This window comes from Sessilibacter sp. MAH3 (genome assembly GCF_054658275.1).
This window is the reverse complement of sequence record NZ_BAAGIE010000007.1, coordinates 42271-62284: the sequence shown is the minus strand read 5'-3', so window position 1 is coordinate 62284 and position 20014 is coordinate 42271. Positions and strand designations below refer to the sequence as shown.

Genomic DNA, 20014 nt, shown 5'->3' with positions numbered 1-20014 from the left:
GGAAAGAAATTGGAAATCACATTTTCAATTTCTGTCATCTGATTAAACTAGGAATGACTTAATTAGATGTTCCTATAGTCTTTGACCTTTGGCTTAAATATTTCACTGCCGCCTCACCCGCAACAACGCCACTGGCAAAACAAGCTGTAAGAAGGTAACCACCTGTTGGTGCATCCCAATCCAACATTTCACCCACACAAAAAATACCTGGCGCGGATTTAAGCATCAAACCTTCGGTGAGTTGCTCAAAATCGACACCGCCTGCCGTACTAATGGCTTCACTAATAGGACGGCAACTGGGCAAAATTTGAGGCAGATTTTTTATAAGTTCCGCAAGTGCATCTATGTTTTGCATTTGCTCTTTAGACGTCAGCTCTTTTAACAACGCTAATTTACTTCCAGAAATACCCAATTGTTTTCTTAACATATTACTGAGCGAATCTTTAGAGCGACGATTTTGTAATTTACCGCGAATATCAGTAACAGAACGATCGGGTAATAAATCCCAATAAACAATCGCCTGACCTTTATTGCTTATTTGATCTTGAATTGATGCCGATAGCCCGTAAATTAAACTGCCCTCAAGGCCATAGGCAGAAATTGTCGCATCACCCTTTTTAGAAGAGATTTGGCTGGTGAGGCAAACATTTTTTAATGGCTGCCCTTGTTGTTCTCTCTGAAAGTTATCACTCCAAGAATAATTAAAGCCACAATTACTCGAACGAAACGGCTGGCAATTAATACCCCGCTGCCGAAAAATCTCCATCCAACGACCATCTGAGCCCAAACGCGGCCAACTTCCACCACCCAGCGCAAAAATAACAACTTCAGACCTAACCGTTAGCTCACCTTCTGAGTTTTGAAATCTTAAATTGCCATGCTCATCCCACCCTAACCAACGATGTCGAGTTTCAATATTAACGCCGGAGTCTTTCAAGCGCTTCAACCACGCCCTGAGCAATGGCGCCGCTTTTTTTTGCATAGGAAAAATACGCCCAGAACTACCAACAAAGGTATCAATACCAAGCTCTTTCGCCCAGCTGATTAAAGCGTCGGCATCAAAACGTTTTAGCCAAGGCTCAATTTGGTGTACAGGAGTATAACGTTTCAAAAAATCAGACTTATTCTCCGAGTGTGTTAGATTAAGACCACCTATGCCTGCTCGCAGAAATTTTCTTCCAACAGATGGCATAGCGTCAAAAATTGTCACGAGAATGTTGTGCCTAGCTAACTGCTCCGCCGCCATCAAACCTGCAGGACCGGCGCCGATAATCACGGCATTTAAAGAAATATTTGCAGACATAAAAGACAATAATCAAAACCTAAATAACGCCAATCTAACGGGTTAAAGAGAAAGGAATAGAGTAATGTTCTGTCAATAACATACCAACCGACAGCACATCGATCAAACAATGCCCAACAACTGCATCTACTGCCTCAAACCTTTAGATTGGCAACATCAATTTACTGTATCTATTATTGTAGCGTCTTCAAGAGTAAAGATTAAACACCTCAGTGGTATCTATACGCACCAGTCCATGTTAGATAGAAGTGCACTCGCATGAATGGTTTGTAGATGATTTTGATTGGCCCCATCAAAGTCAAGCGTGAGATTTCCTTCAAGGGTTTTCTCAATCCCAACCTTCTTAACAAACAGTATTTCAATTATTTCTACAGACTATCCTTTTTGAAACCTAACGCTTCAATCACGTATATGTTGCGTGCATGGGTTTGTTATCTTCTAGTAACTTCTCAATTTGAGGTTGATTTAACCGAAATACTGAGATTACATCCAATTCTTGAGCTCCTACATTCAAATAAAACTGAATTGCAGAGTCATTTGTTTTAAGTGCCCACCACTCAAACCGGGCACAATCATTTTCTCTAGCTATTTGAGCCAGATACACAAGGGCCTTCTTGCCAACTCCCCTTCCCTGACATTCCGGTTCTACATACAAATCATCCAGATGCAGACCTCGCTTTCCTGTTGTAGTTGAAAATGTAAAGTAATAAACAGCAAATCCGCATGGTTTCTCATCTAGATAAAAAATAATGGCTTTTGCTATAGCATCGTTACCTAGTAGGTTCGTCTCTATATCCGATAGAGTAACAGAAATAGGAAAAGGAAATTTTTCGCAAATAGCCAAATCATTAATGTATTTCAAGATCAGTTTCGAATCACTATCTTGAGCCGGTACAAATTTCAACATTCAATTTTCGCTCAGAAAGATAACTCTGCAAAATAGCCTGCCATTTTTTTCATAACTTTCATTTACGCAGTCACATTGTTTTTCTACTTCACTTGCCAATTTTGATACAGCTACGCATACGGTCATTTTCGATTTCGCGATCCGCATTTAACGCCGCCAGCAAAGGCAGAAAAAACACGCTAAGATTTGGCTATCCCGATGACAGATCTTGTTAATTTTACAGTGCATCGACTGTGTAAAAATATTCATCGTTAATTAATTTACCCTCGTCATCGAAGTAATAATGCGCCGAGAACCATGTTTCGAAGAAGAAAGCACTCATCGGATGGCATTGCTTCAATATGACATTCAATCTTGATTTTACACCCGATAAACGACCTTTACGGTTATTTAAAGCTAAGGGAATTTCATATGTATGTTGTGCAATTTGGGCGGGCTCAATTCCGTAACTATCTATAAGCACCTCCCTAACCTCTTCATTCGATAGACCGGTATCTATTTGTTCGTCAATTTCGGCACTGAATTTTTTCAGAGAGCATGGGATTTTCCCAGCACTTGCTAGCTCTGAAGAAATCCACATAAAAATAAAAACAGCTATTCTGAGGTTCATAACTTATCGAAAGTTAGCGGTCCATAAATAGCGAGCCACTGAAAGTCCTTATGATCTAATCCAAACGCTAGATTGTGAGCATTTAGCGCATTAATAATGCCACCAAGATCTTTCGCTGTAAGCATATTTGGCGAAACCTCTTGGGCGATTGCATGAAGCCTATCCGCCACTTCGTTCTCAATAGGATTAACCACAACAATTAATAAGTGAATACGCAAGAAAATGCAGGCCGCTGTACCAAATGGAGTAATTTGTTAAAGTTTTTCCACATTTTTCACGCTTAATACAACTCCAGTAAAATGATGACCCGTATGCCAATGAAAAACTGTACCACGAACTGTATATTTCTTACCAATCTCTATTTTCAGTTCTTCCGGAATAATAAGTTGAACTTGAGATAAAGAAACTTCGCTGTCTGAAAACTCTCCATCCGGGGAAAAGCATTCCGCTTTATCAAACTTCAACGCTCTATAGTGCGCCAATGAATCTTCTGTTTTATACAAAGCAGGAACAATTTCTCCAGAAATTTCGAATTCTTTCCCGTTGGCAGGAAAACACGCTAAACAATTACTAGAAAGCTGAAAAAACAGTGTTGAAAGTAGGATATTCTTCATTGGAGCTCTAACACTTTGCTTTGTGGCGCGCTAGCGTGTCCGGTGAAGCCAGAGCTTTTTAGTGACCAGAACGAATAGGTATTTCTCGGTGCTATAAGCGTACTACCAAACATTTAAGCTACCTTATTTTCTGCCACCAAGTTTGCCAATTTGAGCTACAAAGAACGAAACTACTCAATCTTACGCAACTATATTATTAATTAAAGCTACGAAGAGCAAAACTGGTCAACATAAACCTACTTTTTACTAAAAATTAATTACCACAATTTTGTAGCTGATAACATTTTGCACTCTACATAAGCACCCCAAGAAAGAGAACTTACAGCATAAGTAACGCCTAACATTTAACACTAATAAAACGCTAGAATAATTCTAACACCACAATAACCAGCAACTGTTATCGTATCCAGCACCAAGGGACGCGCAGTAAATTGTTATCAATCTGCACGTACCTGATTAAAGAAATAACTCCACTTCGGGTCCTGTTCGGTCTCTATTTCTATTGGGTATGGGTCAGCTTCTTGAGGCATATTCTGCAGTCTTTCCACGAATACTTCAGTCGATAGACAATACCAGACCCATTCGCGATAACCATCAGTTGTAATTACTGCAGACAATACACCTGATAAATCAGCTTCTAGTGCATCCACTAGACGATTTTCGAAAACCTCCATACTTTGACTTTCATCAGTGGAAGGCATACCTGATTCATGCTGTGTGTAATCCCAATAAATACGAATAAGCTGAGAGTGATTAAAAATACCCGAATCTGGGGTTAACTCATTTCGGAAACGAATTATTAGAAGAAGATCATTATGCATTTCCTCTGCAACTGACCATTGATCGTTTTTTATAATGTCTCTCAATGCTTCCATATTTCCCTCAAAGTATGTCGGTGCAGCTATTAATGAATGTTAATCAAAAAAAGTACTCTGATTACTACGTAAAGCTAACGCAGCCACGAGCTGTAGCTTTGTTAGGAATATGATTGGCGAATTTTTGCCGATTGCACCAAATTCTATTCGTTTAAATGATTACTCTCTTTGTCTATTTCTGTAATGACTTTTAGTAACGAAAGTTTTGAGTTTGTTAACTCATAAAGAAGCTACGACGACTTACGTTGCTCCTTGCACTCTGCTTCAAAAGCATCTATTACTTCACAATTGCTATTTTTATTTTACTTCAAATTTTATTTCTTAAAACTTCACTTTCTTGAGCGAGTGAAACTTGCTCATCAAAGTTTTTCATTCCCAAAAAATCGTCACTATCCATTTTCTCTGCCTTTAATGGATAACACCCTGCGCAGTGGAAAAACAGAACAGAGCTAATTTACGGTAAAGTGTGCGCAACGAACCCAAATTAGTGTCGCGTAGTTTTTCCGTTACTGTTGATTATTAAATAATTACAGCTCACATTTATTGATGGAATCATTAAAACGGCCTCCGGCATCAATACAACGATCTATTTCGATCTGCCCAAGGACGTATTGATAAACAATATATCCCGTGAACAATAAGATAATCCAGGCGACAAAACCAACCAGAACAACCACAATTCCATCTGGATCGATTGATTTTAAGAAAGGCCGACAAATGAGATAGCCAAGCCCTTTAACTAATATCTCGAAGATCACATCAACAATAAAGCTTCCTATTAGCCGAAAGACCCCTACAACCATATCTCCTGCAATTTCACCGATTGGCATGGAATTATCCTAACACTTAACACCTTTATTACAGGTGAATTGTAGTTGATTATTTTTTGTTCCAATCAGTACAAAAAACAAGTGACGAAAATGGAGTCCAGTAGATAAACTTGTTAGAACGTTTCTGCCTCAAGAATAGATATAAATTCTTCACATTATTCTCTGTACAGATTAATTCCAAAACATCCACCAAAAATAGTCGTTCACTTGTTAATGATAATTGAAACAAGAGAGTTTGCGTTATCCCTCTCTATACTTAAGTACTCTCTATAGATGCCCTTGGATTTATCAGCCTTAGTCTTCCTAATAAGTCTATCTTTAATTAATTTCTTCAGTTCGCTGATATCACTTTTTACACAGTGACATTCCCATTTCTTCAAATATCATTTTCGACAACTCTGTAGTGGTCACTGAAAAGTTGGGAGCGAACGAGCAATTTTTCTGTGTGCAGCAATTTGCTATGCTGCGGCACGACAATTTCACCCTTTTACACCCTTAGAACAGAAACGCATTCCGCTAACGAATACAGATGTCGGCTGCCTCTCAATTTCAATTTGTGCTATCAGCTCATCAATTTCAAAAGCGGCGGCAACATTCGATGACTCCATTCTTGGTTTAAGCAACTCCAAAAGCTCTCCAAGCGTATATTGGTCGCCTTGACCATCAATAACCGCCTCAGCCCAGATTGCCTCAAACTTTAGTCCAGCTTTAGAAAAAGTTACGGGTAAATGGAATCCCATAGATTGATCAACACCCTCTTCGGCAAGCATTTTCTCGAGCAAAGAAACGCCTCTTTCGTGTGCCGGCATTGCATCGACAAACCCAGGACAAATAGTAGAGTCATGTTCTTCAAATACGACCAGACCACCCTTTCGTAGCCAGGGTAGCAGACTGGATAGAACTCTATCAGGGCTAGGTAAATACATTAAAACCCGACGACCAACCACTGCATCGAAAGACAAAAGTTCAATGCCTTCCAGATACTTCGGAGCTTCATTCAAATCAACTTGTAAAAAACGTACATTACTCTTTCCTGATTTGTCGAGTCTATCTGAGGCAGAAGATAACATCTCTTTACTGCGATCGATGGCTAACACACTGCCAGTAGAACCGACAATGTCACTCAAAACTTCAGAGACCTCTCCGGAGCCACATCCTAACTCAAGAACTGCCATGCCCTCAGAAATCCCTGCAGACTTAAAAAGTCTTTCTGTTGTTGAATTACTTCGTTTCACATATCGCTCCTTTGAGCACTAAATGCATAACATTTTGCTAGCGCGTCCGCTGTAGGCCACACTTTGTGACCGGAATGAATAAGAGCAACTTGTTAAGTCGCGCTCCCCAAATATTGCAAGACACTATGCTAACTTGGATATTCAGTGCTATCAAAATGGATTAATTTACCTTCGAAACTTTCTTGCCCGGTGCGCGCATTTTGCGCACGTAGTTGACTTGTTTGTTAGCTTTTTACTTACCATTTATTTTCCTGAAATTACATTGCTTCAATTAGAGGTGCGGCGTGAATATTAAGAGGAATGAAATTGTCATATATTTTATTTGCACCACTATAATATACGGTTTGTATATTCTTAAAATCCAGCTTGCAATTTTTAACGCCGATATCTGACAACCCTATACAAATCGCATTTTTCGCATGCATTTTGCTGTTGGCTGTAAAATAACAAGGGTTATTGCCGTCCGACATATCATCAATAGACGTGACATTGGGAATAGCTCCTTGTTCATTGAAGAGTTTTATAATTTCATTAGTGTCGCCATAATTGACTCGCAAGTGGGAACTACTTCCTTGGTACGTGGAGTCATTGATATTTACATGAACTTCGCCAGTAGACCCAAGTGATCCATGAGGGTGTAATACCATATAAAGGTGTGCTTCAAACACCTCTTGGTGGTATTTCTTATAGTTTCGGCCATGCCCTTCTAGTCCTGCTCTGAACTTTTCAACGACAGTTAATCCAAATCGTCGATTGAAGCTACGATCATAGTTAAGAGTTATTGCAGTAAAATTTGTAACCGCCTGATTGATCTTGTCTCTGTCTCGTATGCGGAGGAGCATTTCTGCAAATTTGGTTGCGAAACTTTCTACCCAGCCAGTGTTGTTATCTAAAGACTCATAACGAGCAACAATAAGTGCAAGGGCTAAACGGAAGCGATCGAAGTATTCATCGGGAGCGTCCGGCGCCAGTGTATCGACGGTCTGCGTTTCGTCCATGTTATTTAGTTTGTCAATCCACCAATTCGCGGATCCATCAGCGCTGACTTCGGGTACACTGGGACTTCTAAAAATATCTAGTAACTCCTCTTTGAGCTTAGCCCAAAGAGGAAATCCATAATCTTTTGATGCCCCGGCCCCTAAAATCAGGACTGTTTTATTTTCGAATAATTCTTCTAGTTTTGGGATATTGAGCGTCATTAATAAATCTCATTTTTACTCTGAATGGGCCGGCTTGTGAAAGCTAACGCCGCCAGCAGAGGCGCAGCTGTGCTTCTGACTGGCCTTGTTAGCATTTATTTTTGATTTAGTTTTCTTGCTCTTTTTGCAAATTTAGAATTGATTATAGGGGCATCGGGGTCTTTTTTTGCTCTTTCCTCAGTTTCCTGGTCTTTGCGGGGTTTTTGTCGGTGTGCTTTGTGTTTTTGCACGGCCTCGGAGTTTTTAAACAGCGGGTCACGTTGACGAAATTGTGTATCAGGAATCACGGTGTTAATTTTTTCTTGATAGAGGTATTCCATATTGATTTCGCTGGAATATCCAGTGTCAGCTATCAGTAAGGCTCCGTGATTTAATGCATCTTAACCGAGGTTTTCTTCGATTTTTTTAATCATCGGTTTTAATAGTGTTTGATCGGGCCCTACCCCAAAACACTCTGTGGCGATGATAATTTGGCGCTTTTCATCACTCACGGTTTGGCAGTTATAACCTTGCAGCGTGCCTTTTGAAGTATTCATTTTCGCACTGTCGTTATCGGTAATATTACTTTGTATTTCTCGGTTACTTTTGCCAGTACTTTTTCGCGGTGTGGATTTCTGCAAGAACGCATCAATTTTATCAGCATTTTTTAGCAGTGTTTCCACGGTTTGTCGTCGCCGGTCTGGATCGCCGTTGTTACTATTTTTTGTATTATCGTTTCTTAAATGGTTCTCGATAATTTTTCGTGCGGATTGACGTAATTTCTTGGATTTCTTTGAATTGATTATTGAATTGATTTTTGATGTGCTTGTTAGAAGTTTTACTTGCCAGGAACATCGAAAGCTTTGTATTTGACTGGGACAACTTCTACACCCTCCTTGTTTATATACCCCCACAAGCCACCTTCTAAGGCTTTGTGACCATCCTCAGCTGGAGTTAAAACACAGCCCTTGCAGACAAGTGCCTTGCCCTCGTGAAAGGGCCACGCCCAATCGTAACCCGGCGAAAGCACAAGCTCAAAATCGGAATTGTAATATTCGATTTTGCCGCTGTTTAATGAACGGATCAGCCCCTCTTGAAAGTAATCTGCGCCGCTATCATAAAATATTACCGGAAGAAACCTACCATCCGGTTTTACGTAGAAGTATTGACCTGAAGTAAAAAAGCTAGTCATGCCAGTTTTACCAAAATTCAGATTACCCATATGGTCTTTGGATATTTGCAACACATCATCTTTGTAAGAAGCGCACTTTTCGAATACCTCCCACTCAGGATATTGGTAATGTTCGGTCCTCTTCGGAATGTACCCGCACGGACCAAAGTCCTGTGCCACCACAAAGCCAGAAGAAAGCATAACGAGTATCGCGATGTATCGATTCATAGTACTTCTAATAACGTCCGCATAACGGGCAAAAATACGCAGGCTATAATAACGAGCGAAGCGAGGGAGCCTACGTTTTTCCCCAGCTAGCGCAGCGAGTGGTTAATGCGTTTGTTAGAGCAAATCGCCTGAAACAACCATAGAGCCAATAAACCATGCCCACATAATGGCGGGTACTAACAAAAGATATAACCAAAATAACAGTTTAGTGCCGGAGTGGCGAAACAGGCTATAGATAATTGAAAGCATTGGCAAAAGGCAACTAACTTGGAAAGCATTAGTAAATGCAGAAATGCTCCAACCTGACGCAAAGAATAATAATGGAATACCGATTACAAGTAGGGTTAGAAAACCATGGCAACTGATAAATAATCGCTGACCTATATTTAAACTACTATTCGCTACCCAAAAGCTTACTGAACTACCAATACAAATTAATATGTAACTGGTAGCAAAGGCAATCTCGGCCAAGTTATTTAGGTGCTCTGAAATTGTAATCAGCATTCCTTGGCTCTAACGCTTTGCTTTGCGGCGCGCGTTAGCGCGTCCAGCCAAAGGCCACATTGATTGACTTGTTAACATTAGATATGTAGTACAATGTCATTTCCTTTAATTTTGAATTTCACTTTTTTCATATCGTCGGTTAAAGTTCCGAGGTTAGTACCATCAAGACTCCATACATTTTCGGTCGCAAGCCACTCATTCAATTCTGGATCGTGGCACTTAAAATGACTATTTGGAACAACCTTACCATTAAATATAGTGGGGCCAAAATTTTTGCACTTAGGACCCCTGCGCCACCACCTTAAATCGGGCATATCTACAAGCCCCTCTCTCAACGGAACAACAAAAACAGATATTTCTGAATTATAGTTTTTAAATATTATATATCTGACGTTCCACCAACCTTCGTAACCAGCATCTTGCGTGATTATACCTCCTGGCTCTAGCGCACTAATATTAATTCGAGGAAGATTCTCTCCCGCATTCGCTGGCGGATTTAATGCGCCGCCAAAAAGACTAAGCAGAAACCCGATTCCTACGAATGAAATTATTAAAACCGCTGACCAAAGTAATTTTTTACGCATGACTTAATGATGTTAACGCCTTGCTCACTTGCACATACTGCGGAGAGCGTTTTTGTGTAAAATTGGAGTACAGCGACAAACACAAAAACGAGCGTAGTAGTATGTGTCAACGTGAAGCAACTTGTTATGACTTTTTGCTGATATAAATAATTGAAACGTCATCTTGGAGACTACCAATATCTTGCTTTGCAAGTTTAGCTATTTCTTTAGCTGTAGTTTTTGTCGAAAGTAACAATTTCATTTCTTCTAGTTTTATATACTTAAAAAGACCATCTGAGCCAAGTAGGATCGATTTGTCTACATCCATTGGGCCAAAACCAATAGGTGTCGTGCTAGCACTTCCCAATAGGGGCTTCATGCTTTGCATAGATGATAGTTCGTAATCATATTCTCTATTAAATAACCAAGCTTCTGAGTCGCTAACACTTGCGCCTAAAACGGTTGTATCATTAAGCTTTCCGACGATTGCAGTAGCTTCGCCGCAACCAGATTCGTTCGCTAGCTCTAAATCTACTTTTCGAAGAAATGACTCAAAGTCATCTGAAGAATCAAAACTGTCGATATTTGTTAGATCCTTAAAAGCTTCAACAACATAATTGCTTGCTTGTGCTGCCCCAGCCATTCCTCCCGCTCTATCGCATATACAAAACCATATAGAGTCGCCAATTTTCGTGACATATAAGGCATCATCACCTTTTAAATTTTGTTGTTCTAAATAACTACTGAATTCGAACATGGTTTAGTTATAACAGCTTAACAGATGTATTAACGACGCTTCTTGTCGAGTTTACCACCATTGTAACATCTATCTCGGGTGAGTTTTTCTGAACGCTATCTCGAAAGTTTTGTTACGTCAATATTTCAGTCAATTTGGCACAACAATCATCACTGAGAGTCACATTGTTGTGGTGCGCACTCTTGTAAATATGGAGTGGTGCAGCTGTGCTCGCTCTATAAAAATCAACCATAAAATCGGAATTATTTAATAGAGGTATTTTTAAATGATTAAAATTTAATCGCAGGATATTCTTTACTAAGATATTTATTTTTTACGATTTATTTTAATTTTTTTTGCCAAAGCAATTTTAAAAGATAATTTCTCTATTAAAATATCAGCGATAATATTCCACAGAGATTTAGCTTCTTAATTTTATCAAAATTATTTTCTATAAGTGCTCCTTGATTACACTCCCTTTTAGCACTGAAGAAATGTTCACTACCAGCACTAACACAAACTATCGCACCGATTAGTTTTGTTCGAATGTACGGTGAGATATTGCTGGTTTTGACCTTTCCATTTATGATATGTTGTAACATATCATTCAAAACGATCATTAATCAAACAGATCTATTGTTTAAGCAACTTCTATTTGCGGTAATCTTAGTAATGCAAATGGATAATTCCAACAAGGGATGCATTCATGACAAATACCATTCGAAAACTACCAGTTACAGTACTTTCTGGCTTTCTTGGCGCTGGCAAAACTACTGTGTTAAGCCATGTTCTCAATAATCGAGACGGCTGTCGCGTTGCGGTGATTGTTAACGATATGAGCGAAATAAACATCGATGCTGCTACTGTACAAAATGAGGTAACGCTCAACCGCAGTGAAGAAAAACTAGTCGAGATGAGTAATGGTTGCATTTGTTGTACGTTACGAGAAGATCTGTTGCTAGAGGTTCGAAAACTTGCAAATGAAGGTCGATTTGATTACCTATTAATTGAATCTACCGGTATTTCTGAACCGTTACCGGTGGCAGAAACGTTTACATTTGCGGATGAAGACGGTATTAGCTTGTCTGATGTAGCCACATTAGACACCATGGTTACCGTCGTAGACGCGGTCAATTTTTTAGTGGATTACGATGAAGCTAAATATTTGCAAGAAACTGATGAGCACTTGGGTGAAGATGATGAACGCAGTGTTGCAGATTTATTGGTTGATCAAGTGGAATTCGCCGATATTATTTTAGTTAGCAAAACCGATTTAGTAGACAAAAATACGTTAGATCATTTAATTGCCGTTTTAAAAACATTAAATACTGAAGCCGAAATCATTCCAATCAGGCATGGTCAGATATCAATTACCAGTATTTTGGGTACGGGTAAATTCAGTTTTGAACGTGCCCAACAAGCGCCCGGTTGGCTTAAAGAAATGCGAGGCGAACACGTGCCGGAAACCGAAGAATACGGTATTAGTAGTTTTACTTACACAGCTCGACGCCCATTTCACCCAGAGAAATTTTTTAATTTTATTCATCAAAAAGACCTACAAGGAAAGCTAATTCGCTCGAAAGGTTATTTTTGGTTGGCGACTCGTCCCGAATTTGCATGCCAATGGAGTCAAGCTGGCGGTATTGCACGCTATGGTTTTGCAGGAATGTTTTGGAAAGCAGTGCCAGAAGATCATTGGCCAGATGATGAAGAATATCGACAATCTATTAAATCTAAATGGCAAGAACCTTTTGGCGATATGCGTCAGGAGTTGGTTTTTATTGGCCAAGGTCTTAGTAAGCATCAATTTATTGAAGCTCTTGATAGCTGCTTATTAAATAACGATGAACTATTAGCCGGGCAAGAAGTGTGGCAATCACTGCCCGATCCCTTCCCTGCTTGGGGCGAAGAAGCATGATCGAATCGCACCTTCACAACCAAGTACTATCTCGTCGAGTGGTAATTAGCGATGATTTATAGGCGCTTACCGAAATATATAGAAGCGATGTTAATTTATCGGTTTGGCAACGAATACTTTGCCCAGATGCAATATCACAAAGTCAAATATTATTGACATCTGATAATGTTAAAAGCTATTCCGGTAAGCTCGCTATAAGTCAATTAGAACATTTGCAAAAAATCATACCATCACTCATGCAATCACCAAATTTGTGTTCTGATGTTCAACTACTGGCAAATATATTCTGCTGTCTTTTTGAGTTGAAAAATGTTGGCTTGCGTTTGGGAATACTATCGAAAATAATGTGCCCGAGATTGCATGTTGCTTGAGTACTCTTTCGGTTAATTCACAGTTATTTTGGCAATGGTACCCAATGGCCTCACCATCATAACGTTCGCGTCAATATATCAATGAAAAATATCAATGAAAAACATTGAATATTCAGAGCAAGCCGTTCATACATTAAGCACGGGTGACGTTGCTCTGTTGAAGGGTGAGTGTTGGGAAGGAAATAAAAGTGCAGATTTTGTGCAGCGCTCATCTGCTGTAAACGCACGCCAAAAACGACTTTTATTAACGTTGGATTTTGTTTGTGTTGATTGTGTTAAAACCAGCGCGCACCAATATTAAATACTATTAAAACTTTGAGTAACTAATCTGCAATTAGCTTAAAGCTTATCATTCACTGCTTGCCACACAAGAGTTGTAATTTATAGAATCTACAGTACACATCGAAAATTATCTTGGCGCAGTTAACTTTCTGAGCAATTTTTATAAATTTGAACGATAAAAATTTCTTTAGAATTTACTCAATAATTTTGCAATAATGTTATAAAATAACATTTTAAAACCCAATGAAGGCAATACCTGAGTAACATAATCATGGCTTCTATCACGCAGATTATCGACCATGCTGAAAACACCTGCCGTAAAAATGGTGCCAAGTTAACCGAAAAGCGCAAGCGAGTTTTAACAGGTTTGCTTATATCTAAAAAAGCATTATCAGCTTATGAATTGATTGATTTTATGCAAAAGGAGTTCAATGAATCTCCGCCTGCAATGTCGGTTTATCGTATTCTCGATTTCCTTGAGAGTGAAAACTTGGTGCATAAACTTCATTTAGCCAACAAGTACATTGCCTGTTCACACATTAACTGCGCACATGAACACGAAGTACCACAATTTTTAATCTGTGATAAATGCGGTAACGTTAAAGAAATAGGCATCAAAAAATCATTAATCAACACGCTAAAACAGAATGTCGAGAAATCGGGTTATGTACTAAAAAGTCCTCAGTTGGAATTGCACTGCCTATGTCATGAGTGTGCGTAAATATAAATTAATTTACAAATAGAATAAGAAACTCTGATTAACTGAGAGTTTCTAGCGACACAAGGACTTCTTTCATGACAGAGTTTAAAGCGATTCCCACAAACGTTATCACCGGATTTTTGGGTGTTGGTAAAACCACAGCTATTTTAAATTTACTGAAACAAAAACCAAGCAATGAGCGTTGGGCGGTATTGGTTAATGAGTTTGGTGAAGTAGGAATTGACGGCAGTCTATTTACCGGTAATGAATCTGATAGTGAAGATATATTTATCCGCGAGGTTCCCGGTGGATGTATGTGTTGCGCAGCGGGTTTGCCCATGCAAATAGCGCTTAACAGACTGCTTATTAAAGCGAAACCTCATCGGTTGTTGATAGAACCCACGGGTCTTGGCCATCCTGAAGAGGTTCTGGCGACATTACGTTCTGAACATTACGCCGATGTTTTAGATTTACGGTCTACTATTACACTCGTTGATGCACGTAAAATAAAAGATGAGCGCTACATCAACCACCCTATTTTTAATCAGCAGTTATCCGTTGCCGATATTATTGTGGCTAATAAATCCGATTTATATCGGTCCGATGATATTTCAGCACTGCAACATTTTCTAAAAAATAAAGATGAACTCAATAAAATACCTTTACAGGTTGTGAGTCAGGGAAATCTACAATTGTCTTGGCTTGAGCAGCCATCAAGCTATACCAATAATGCTCACAAGCATCATCACCTACACGACGATAAAAATTTTTCAGCTCAATCCTTCGAAATACCCAGTTCGGGTTATTTAACAATTAATAACGAAGGCGAAGGCTTTTACAGCCAAGGATGGATATTTACACCACAGTGGATATTTGATTCACAAAAACTTTGGGTATTTTTACTGGGCGTAAATACAGAAAGAATTAAAGGTGTATTCATAACCAATGAAGGCATTGTCGCTTTCAATAAAGCCGACGGTGTTCTAACTTCTACCACTCTCGACGAATGTGAAGACAGTCGTATTGAGTTTATTAGTAGTGATAAGGAATTATTAACAACCCTTGAGGAAAAAATTATGGAATGCGTAATAAATAATTTAGATGCAAACTGAAGATTTGATGGGCATGTATTATTTATCGAAATCTCGGATGAAATTACCAAAGAGTTGATCTGAGACCCAAAATAAAAAATACGATATTCGGTTTTTTCAGAATTTTATTCATTTACGGTTCTTGATATTGGCTACGTTTTCTTATACTGCTAAAAGCACGACGTCAGTTTGAGTTTCATTTGTGTAAGTGAGGTCTTAATTGATACCTGCTGCTGAGTTATACTCAAAACAAGCATAAAATAGAAAGCTCACGAGAAGTATTCAATGAAATGAAGCACAAGCCAACGACGCACCCAAACCACTCAAATGTTGACCAATATTTGAGTGCTGCCAACCGAGTTAACACCACCAAAAGTTATCTCAGTGCCGTGGAACACTTTGAGGTTCACTGGGGCGGTATGTTGCCTTCTACTTCTGACCAAATTGCTCAATATCTCGCCGATTTTGCGCCAACACTTTCGGTTAATACGCTAAAACAGAGACTGTCTGCCCTAGCTGTTTGGCATAAAGAACATGGCTTTCCCGACCCAACCAAAGCTCCTCACGTTAAAAAAGTGCTTAAAGGCATCAATCGAATACACGCAAAACCAGCAAAACAAGCTCGCCCACTACTGCTGGAAGAACTGCAAGCGGTTATCGAATATTTGGATGATGTTATCCAAGCCGAACGTGCCTCAAGCAATACACAACAGAGTGCTGTCTTGTTACAGGCGATGCGTAACAAAGCGCTGTTGTTGCTTGGTTTTTGGCGCGCTTTCCGCAGTGACGAGCTGGTAAATTCATTCGTTGAGCATATTAATGCGCGTGCCGGTGAAGGGATGGAAATCTATCTGCCTCATTCAAAAACGGATCATAAAAATGAGGGTAAAACCTTTAAGGTGCCAGCGTTGAAAATACTCTGCCCGGTTGATGCGTATTTAGATTGGATTTATACCGCACAACTAAAAAGTGGCCCGGTATTTAGGTCAATTGATCGCTGGGGCAAAGTCTCTGAACAAAGTCTGCATTCCGCTAGCGTCATTAATATTATTAAAAACTGTTGTGCCAATGCCAATATTGAAAATGCACATTTTTTTACCAGCCATTCATTGAGACGAGGTTTTGCAACCTGGGCTAACGAGCAAAACTGGGAAATGAAAGCGTTAATGGAATACGTAGGTTGGCGTGATATTAAATCGGCATTACGATATATTGAATTGAAAGATCCATTTGGTAATTTGTCGATCAGTAATCAGCATTTGCTAGATAATTAATTCGAAATACAACCTTATATGAAATTACCCGATCCAATACCTCTGTTCCCAACTTACGCCGAACTGAAAGAGTTTGATGCTCGGCAGTACCCAGAATTAAGGAGTTTTTTAGACTCGGGCGAACAATGGTGGCTGAAGCTTTGGCACTGGGGCGAAGAGTTTTTATTGTATATTGGCCGCAATAAATCTGAGCATACGTTCACGCGTTTTCGTAACGAGGTAGAACGTTTTTTGCTGTGGAGTTTTTTAGTAAAAAAAGCACCTGTTGATCAATTAAGAAAAGCCGACATTTTAGAATATATAGATTTTGGCTGGCAGCCACCCACGCACTGGATTTGCTTTGCCAACTACGAAAAATTTTATTTTCATAACGGTGTGTTTAAAGTAAATGTCGAATGGGCGCCGTATAAATTAAAACTTCCTAAAAACTCTTCTGAGCAGCCGACAGAAAAACAAAAAGCCAAATATAAGCCATCACAACAAACTCTTTCGGCAACTTTTACCGCTTTAATTGCGTTTTATAAATATTTAATGAACGAAGAATACGCGTTTGGAAATCCCGCGCAAATTGCTAAAACGGACTGCCGATATTTTATCAAAGATGCCCAAGTTAAAGAAATTCGTCGCTTAACGCAGGAACAGTGGCAATACGTATTTGACGTTTCGTTAAAATTGGCCAATCAAAATCCAATTTACGAGCGCAGTTTATTTGTCATTTGTGCGTTAAAAACGCTGTTTTTGAGAATTTCAGAATTATCAGAACGAACTCACTGGGTTCCTATGATGAGTCATTTTTGGCAAGATGCCGATAACAATTGGTGGTTAAAGATTTTCGGTAAAGGTCGAAAACTACGTGATGTTACCGTGCCCGAGGATTTTATTGAATATTTAAAACGCTATCGAAAATATCGTGGTCTGCCGTCGCTACCCACTCACAACGAGCAAGAACCCATTGTGGAGAAAATACGCGGCCAAGGTGGCATGACGTCCCGCCAATTAATCCGAATTGTGCAGCAAATTTTTGATCAGGCTTATGATCTTATGCTTGCAGAAAAAGGCGCCGACGAAGCAAGAAAGCTTAAAGAAGCCTCAACCCATTGGTTGCGTCACACCGGCGCGAGTATGGAAGTGGAACGAGGACGGTCACTCAAAGATTTATCGGAAGACTTAGGCCACGCCAGCATGGCAACCACCGATACTATTTATATTCAAACGGAAAATCGAATTCGTGCTAAAAGTGGTAAAAATCGGAGTGTTCATTAATTGCATTAACACAACCCACCCCACTCTATTTATTTCACTCGCTTAATTCTCTCTTTTATTTTACTTTTGAATGTCGAAAACCCATTAGTAAATCGATAACTATAAGTACATCTGATTAACTCATTCCTGATTTAATCAGAGGCTCCTATCGGTATTAATGGGTTTTAACCAGCCAATGGTCTAGGCATTTTTTTAATTCTTCTTTTCGTACCGGTTTTGCAACGGTGTCGTCCATACCAGACGTTAAACATAAACGATCTTGATGATCATTTTTTAAGGTAGTTAAACCAATAATAGGTGTTCGCTTTTGATCTTCCGGCGTTTCAGCATGAGCTTTGGCAACAAACTCTAAGCTGTCGGCGGCGTCATCTCGACCATTCAGATGGCAGGTAATAAACACCATATCGTAATCGCGCTGGGCCATTTTTTTCAAACCAGCCTCAGCGGTGCTGGTTAAATCGACTGAAATACCCAGCTTTTCAAATATATTGGAAATCACCAACTGGTCGACATTACTGTCTTCAATCAATAAAACTTTAATATTGATATTATCGGTAGGATCGGGTTGATTTAATAAAATTTGGGATAATGCTAAATACAACTTATCTTGCGTAAGTGGCTTTTGCAAAATACGAATAGAATCTTTTTCGTTGCTGTGTTTTAACAGTAATTTTGATTCTGCTTGTAAATGACTCACCACAATCAACTGTGGAATTAACTTTAGGCTGTTTGATGTTAAAAACTTTTGTGAAATAGGAATTGCCGTAAGACTTTCTTTTTTCGAGAAAATAATGATGGCACTGACCATGGGATCGTTGATTTCTTGAAAGAAATCACTTTGGTCTAGATCTGATATGGCATCAAACCGATCATCAACTGCTTTAAAAATGGGAACTAAGCCCCACGAGATAAGAATATCTTTAATTTCTTCTTGAACTTTACTTGGCGTATCAACCAACAGAATTCGCTCGGTATCAAATTTACTTTCAAACTGTTTAAAGAACGACTGGGAATTAACCGGGGTTAAGGGTAAATCCAACAAGAACATCAGTTTAAAGTCGTCATTAATACCGATATTCCCGCCCATTGCTAAGGCCAAATGCTCGCTCATATTTAAGCTAAAACTTCCCGCTTTGGCTCCTAATACCTTACTCTGTCCAGCTCTTGCGCTCGATGATTCATCGACAATGCATATTTGAACAATTAATTCACTGCCGCCACTGTCTTCACAGTTGATGTTAACTTTTAAATCTGGGCCGGTACTGAGAGAAATCGATTGGTCGATAAGGCAATTAATCAGCTGCGCCGTACGCACCGAGTCGCCACGTACACGTGATGGTACATTATCACCGTAATTGATTGAAAATTCTTTACCGTTAATTTCTGCTTCAATTTCTTTTTCGTTAAAGCATTCTTCGACCAATTTTGGGAAATTAAATACGGTGTTTTCTAAAACCAATTTTTGCGACTTAATTTTCGAGTAATCAATAACGCTGTTGACTACCTGCAACTGGCGTTCACTGGATTTTTCAGCAATCGATAACAAGTAACGTTGCTTCTCGTTGATGCCGCTTTCGTGAGCAAGAACAGAAAGAGCGCCGACAGTATCGTTAAGTGCAGATCGCAATTCATCACTAAGAGAAACCAGAAATTCGTGATTAACCTGCGCCGCGGCTTGTGAATCGCGTTTTTCTATTTCTAAAGAATCGGCTCGCTGGCGTAACACATAGTTTGCTTCTAGGCGCTCCCAATAAGAGTCGCACATCATCAAACCTTGATTGCGCAGCATCCAGAATAAAAAGATAACAATAGAGCTGTGTAAAACGCCTTCAATGGTGTTGGTCGATAAACTCGCCAAAATAATCGGAACTAAACCAGAGAGAAGATAAACCGTTAGGAAACGACGATACGGTGATAAGACTCCTGTCATGCCGGAGTAAAAAACGATGGTGTACAACCACAAGAAATTGGTTTCGGTATGAAATCCGCTGGTGTAGGTGATTACAGATATGATGATTCCCCACCAAAAGGAACCTAGAATTGAGCCAAAGAAAAAAAGATTACGCCAACGTCCTGGCGCTCTGGGATAAAAAGACTCAAAGCCAAAAACCAAGTAACCCCGAAATATGGTGGTTACCAATAAGCCCGATGCTAAAAAAAATGCGATGCTTGAATTTTCTTTAAAAAAACCACCCAACCACATTGTAAAAGAAAATACCGCCAAAGTGAGCAAAAGACCACGGCGACTGTATTTTGAAATACGAGAGTCGGTCTCGTAAATAAGCTTTCGATCTTTTTGGACTTTTGATTTTGGGGTATAAAATTCGAACATGTTTTTAGTTTACATTACCGAATGGGTAT

At 39.4% G+C, this 20014-nt stretch carries 23 protein-coding genes; 7 read left to right on the top strand and 16 right to left on the bottom strand.

Annotation, left to right across the window (positions count from 1 at the left end):
- Positions 1-58 precede the first annotated feature (58 nt).
- The 15 genes from ACYQ2C_RS06110 to ACYQ2C_RS06040 form a co-directional block, all read right to left on the bottom strand.
- Positions 59-1303, bottom strand: coding sequence for a TIGR03862 family flavoprotein (locus ACYQ2C_RS06110; RefSeq protein WP_460100940.1), 1245 nt, complete (start codon positions 1301-1303; stop codon positions 59-61).
- 403 nt (positions 1304-1706) lie between these two features.
- The gene (locus ACYQ2C_RS06105) at positions 1707-2210 is read right to left on the bottom strand and encodes a GNAT family N-acetyltransferase (RefSeq protein WP_460100788.1); all 504 of its coding nucleotides are present in this window, start codon (positions 2208-2210) and stop codon (positions 1707-1709) included.
- 217 nt (positions 2211-2427) lie between these two features.
- Positions 2428-2820, bottom strand: coding sequence for a hypothetical protein (locus ACYQ2C_RS06100; RefSeq protein WP_460100785.1), 393 nt, complete (start codon positions 2818-2820; stop codon positions 2428-2430).
- The gene (locus ACYQ2C_RS06095; protein ID WP_460100783.1) at positions 2817-3038 is read right to left on the bottom strand and encodes a hypothetical protein; all 222 of its coding nucleotides are present in this window, start codon (positions 3036-3038) and stop codon (positions 2817-2819) included. The genes ACYQ2C_RS06100 and ACYQ2C_RS06095 overlap by 4 nt, the downstream gene beginning before the upstream one ends.
- Positions 3039-3074: 36 nt before the next feature.
- Positions 3075-3434 carry a DUF4431 domain-containing protein gene (locus ACYQ2C_RS06090; RefSeq protein WP_460100780.1) on the bottom strand — a complete coding sequence of 120 codons (360 nt, stop codon included), beginning with the start codon at positions 3432-3434 and terminating at the stop codon, positions 3075-3077.
- 437 nt (positions 3435-3871) lie between these two features.
- Complete coding sequence (locus ACYQ2C_RS06085; protein ID WP_460100778.1) at positions 3872-4309, bottom strand: DUF695 domain-containing protein; 438 nt, start codon at positions 4307-4309, stop codon at positions 3872-3874.
- Positions 4310-4836: 527 nt separating this feature from the next.
- A complete protein-coding gene (locus tag ACYQ2C_RS06080) occupies positions 4837-5139 on the bottom strand; it encodes a hypothetical protein (RefSeq protein ID WP_460100775.1) in 303 nt (100 codons plus the stop codon).
- 479 nt (positions 5140-5618) lie between these two features.
- Positions 5619-6374 (bottom strand): class I SAM-dependent methyltransferase, encoded by a 756-nt coding sequence (locus tag ACYQ2C_RS06075; protein WP_460100772.1) that lies wholly within the window; start codon positions 6372-6374, stop codon positions 5619-5621.
- Positions 6375-6631: 257 nt separating this feature from the next.
- A complete protein-coding gene (locus ACYQ2C_RS06070) occupies positions 6632-7573 on the bottom strand; it encodes a hypothetical protein (RefSeq protein WP_460100769.1) in 942 nt (313 codons plus the stop codon).
- Positions 7574-7668: 95 nt separating this feature from the next.
- Positions 7669-7893 carry a hypothetical protein gene (locus ACYQ2C_RS06065; protein WP_460100766.1) on the bottom strand — a complete coding sequence of 75 codons (225 nt, stop codon included), beginning with the start codon at positions 7891-7893 and terminating at the stop codon, positions 7669-7671.
- Positions 7894-7953: 60 nt separating this feature from the next.
- Positions 7954-8235 carry a hypothetical protein gene (locus ACYQ2C_RS06060; RefSeq protein WP_460100763.1) on the bottom strand — a complete coding sequence of 94 codons (282 nt, stop codon included), beginning with the start codon at positions 8233-8235 and terminating at the stop codon, positions 7954-7956.
- 155 nt (positions 8236-8390) lie between these two features.
- Positions 8391-8951, bottom strand: a complete 561-nt coding sequence (locus tag ACYQ2C_RS06055) for a WG repeat-containing protein (RefSeq protein ID WP_460115648.1) — start codon at positions 8949-8951, stop codon at positions 8391-8393.
- A 114-nt stretch (positions 8952-9065) separates the two neighbouring features.
- Complete coding sequence (locus ACYQ2C_RS06050) at positions 9066-9455, bottom strand: hypothetical protein (protein ID WP_460100757.1); 390 nt, start codon at positions 9453-9455, stop codon at positions 9066-9068.
- 77 nt (positions 9456-9532) lie between these two features.
- Positions 9533-10039: a hypothetical protein gene (locus ACYQ2C_RS06045; protein ID WP_460100755.1), complete on the bottom strand. Its 507-nt coding sequence runs from the start codon at positions 10037-10039 to the stop codon at positions 9533-9535.
- 124 nt (positions 10040-10163) lie between these two features.
- Entirely contained in the window at positions 10164-10775 is a 612-nt protein-coding gene (locus ACYQ2C_RS06040) for a hypothetical protein (RefSeq protein ID WP_460100752.1), read from the bottom strand.
- 685 nt (positions 10776-11460) lie between these two features.
- On the opposite strand from ACYQ2C_RS06040, the gene zigA reads away from it, so the two are divergent.
- From zigA to ACYQ2C_RS06005, 7 genes are all read left to right on the top strand, one after another.
- Complete coding sequence (gene zigA, locus ACYQ2C_RS06035) at positions 11461-12672, top strand: zinc metallochaperone GTPase ZigA (protein WP_460100750.1); 1212 nt, start codon at positions 11461-11463, stop codon at positions 12670-12672.
- A gap of 74 nt (positions 12673-12746) precedes the next feature.
- On the top strand, positions 12747-13043 hold the full coding sequence (locus tag ACYQ2C_RS06030; RefSeq protein WP_460100937.1) for a DUF1826 domain-containing protein: 297 nt from the start codon (positions 12747-12749) through the stop codon (positions 13041-13043).
- 94 nt (positions 13044-13137) lie between these two features.
- Positions 13138-13344 carry a DUF1826 domain-containing protein gene (locus ACYQ2C_RS06025; protein ID WP_460100747.1) on the top strand — a complete coding sequence of 69 codons (207 nt, stop codon included), beginning with the start codon at positions 13138-13140 and terminating at the stop codon, positions 13342-13344.
- Positions 13345-13596: 252 nt separating this feature from the next.
- Positions 13597-14046, top strand: coding sequence for a Fur family transcriptional regulator (locus ACYQ2C_RS06020; protein WP_460100744.1), 450 nt, complete (start codon positions 13597-13599; stop codon positions 14044-14046).
- 74 nt (positions 14047-14120) lie between these two features.
- On the top strand, positions 14121-15137 hold the full coding sequence (locus ACYQ2C_RS06015; protein WP_460100742.1) for a CobW family GTP-binding protein: 1017 nt from the start codon (positions 14121-14123) through the stop codon (positions 15135-15137).
- Positions 15138-15406: 269 nt separating this feature from the next.
- On the top strand, positions 15407-16390 hold the full coding sequence (locus tag ACYQ2C_RS06010) for a site-specific integrase (protein WP_460100740.1): 984 nt from the start codon (positions 15407-15409) through the stop codon (positions 16388-16390).
- 18 nt (positions 16391-16408) lie between these two features.
- Positions 16409-17653: a tyrosine-type recombinase/integrase gene (locus ACYQ2C_RS06005; protein WP_460100738.1), complete on the top strand. Its 1245-nt coding sequence runs from the start codon at positions 16409-16411 to the stop codon at positions 17651-17653.
- A 154-nt stretch (positions 17654-17807) separates the two neighbouring features.
- Here ACYQ2C_RS06005 and ACYQ2C_RS06000 read toward each other — a convergent pair whose 3' ends face one another.
- Complete coding sequence (locus ACYQ2C_RS06000) at positions 17808-19985, bottom strand: response regulator (protein ID WP_460100736.1); 2178 nt, start codon at positions 19983-19985, stop codon at positions 17808-17810.
- Positions 19986-20014: the final 29 nt, after the last annotated feature.

Excerpts from the sequence above, each read along its gene's own strand:
- ACYQ2C_RS06085 (WP_460100778.1), bottom strand. The coding sequence starts at position 4,309 with ATGGAAGCATTGAGAGACATTATAAAAAACGATCAATGGTCAGTTGCA.
- ACYQ2C_RS06010 (WP_460100740.1), top strand. The coding sequence starts at position 15,407 with ATGAAGCACAAGCCAACGACGCACCCAAACCACTCAAATGTTGACCAA.
- ACYQ2C_RS06005 (WP_460100738.1), top strand. The coding sequence starts at position 16,409 with ATGAAATTACCCGATCCAATACCTCTGTTCCCAACTTACGCCGAACTG.
- ACYQ2C_RS06080 (WP_460100775.1), bottom strand. The coding sequence starts at position 5,139 with ATGCCAATCGGTGAAATTGCAGGAGATATGGTTGTAGGGGTCTTTCGG.
- ACYQ2C_RS06055 (WP_460115648.1), bottom strand. The coding sequence starts at position 8,951 with ATGAATCGATACATCGCGATACTCGTTATGCTTTCTTCTGGCTTTGTG.
- ACYQ2C_RS06000 (WP_460100736.1), bottom strand. The coding sequence starts at position 19,985 with ATGTTCGAATTTTATACCCCAAAATCAAAAGTCCAAAAAGATCGAAAG.
- ACYQ2C_RS06105 (WP_460100788.1), bottom strand. The coding sequence starts at position 2,210 with ATGTTGAAATTTGTACCGGCTCAAGATAGTGATTCGAAACTGATCTTG.
- ACYQ2C_RS06020 (WP_460100744.1), top strand. The coding sequence starts at position 13,597 with ATGGCTTCTATCACGCAGATTATCGACCATGCTGAAAACACCTGCCGT.
- ACYQ2C_RS06070 (WP_460100769.1), bottom strand. The coding sequence starts at position 7,573 with ATGACGCTCAATATCCCAAAACTAGAAGAATTATTCGAAAATAAAACA.
- ACYQ2C_RS06065 (WP_460100766.1), bottom strand. The coding sequence starts at position 7,893 with ATGGAATACCTCTATCAAGAAAAAATTAACACCGTGATTCCTGATACA.
- ACYQ2C_RS06025 (WP_460100747.1), top strand. The coding sequence starts at position 13,138 with ATGAAAAACATTGAATATTCAGAGCAAGCCGTTCATACATTAAGCACG.
- ACYQ2C_RS06100 (WP_460100785.1), bottom strand. The coding sequence starts at position 2,820 with ATGAACCTCAGAATAGCTGTTTTTATTTTTATGTGGATTTCTTCAGAG.
- ACYQ2C_RS06015 (WP_460100742.1), top strand. The coding sequence starts at position 14,121 with ATGACAGAGTTTAAAGCGATTCCCACAAACGTTATCACCGGATTTTTG.
- ACYQ2C_RS06050 (WP_460100757.1), bottom strand. The coding sequence starts at position 9,455 with ATGCTGATTACAATTTCAGAGCACCTAAATAACTTGGCCGAGATTGCC.
- ACYQ2C_RS06040 (WP_460100752.1), bottom strand. The coding sequence starts at position 10,775 with ATGTTCGAATTCAGTAGTTATTTAGAACAACAAAATTTAAAAGGTGAT.
- ACYQ2C_RS06045 (WP_460100755.1), bottom strand. The coding sequence starts at position 10,039 with ATGCGTAAAAAATTACTTTGGTCAGCGGTTTTAATAATTTCATTCGTA.
- ACYQ2C_RS06090 (WP_460100780.1), bottom strand. The coding sequence starts at position 3,434 with ATGAAGAATATCCTACTTTCAACACTGTTTTTTCAGCTTTCTAGTAAT.
- zigA (WP_460100750.1), top strand. The coding sequence starts at position 11,461 with ATGACAAATACCATTCGAAAACTACCAGTTACAGTACTTTCTGGCTTT.
- ACYQ2C_RS06110 (WP_460100940.1), bottom strand. The coding sequence starts at position 1,303 with ATGTCTGCAAATATTTCTTTAAATGCCGTGATTATCGGCGCCGGTCCT.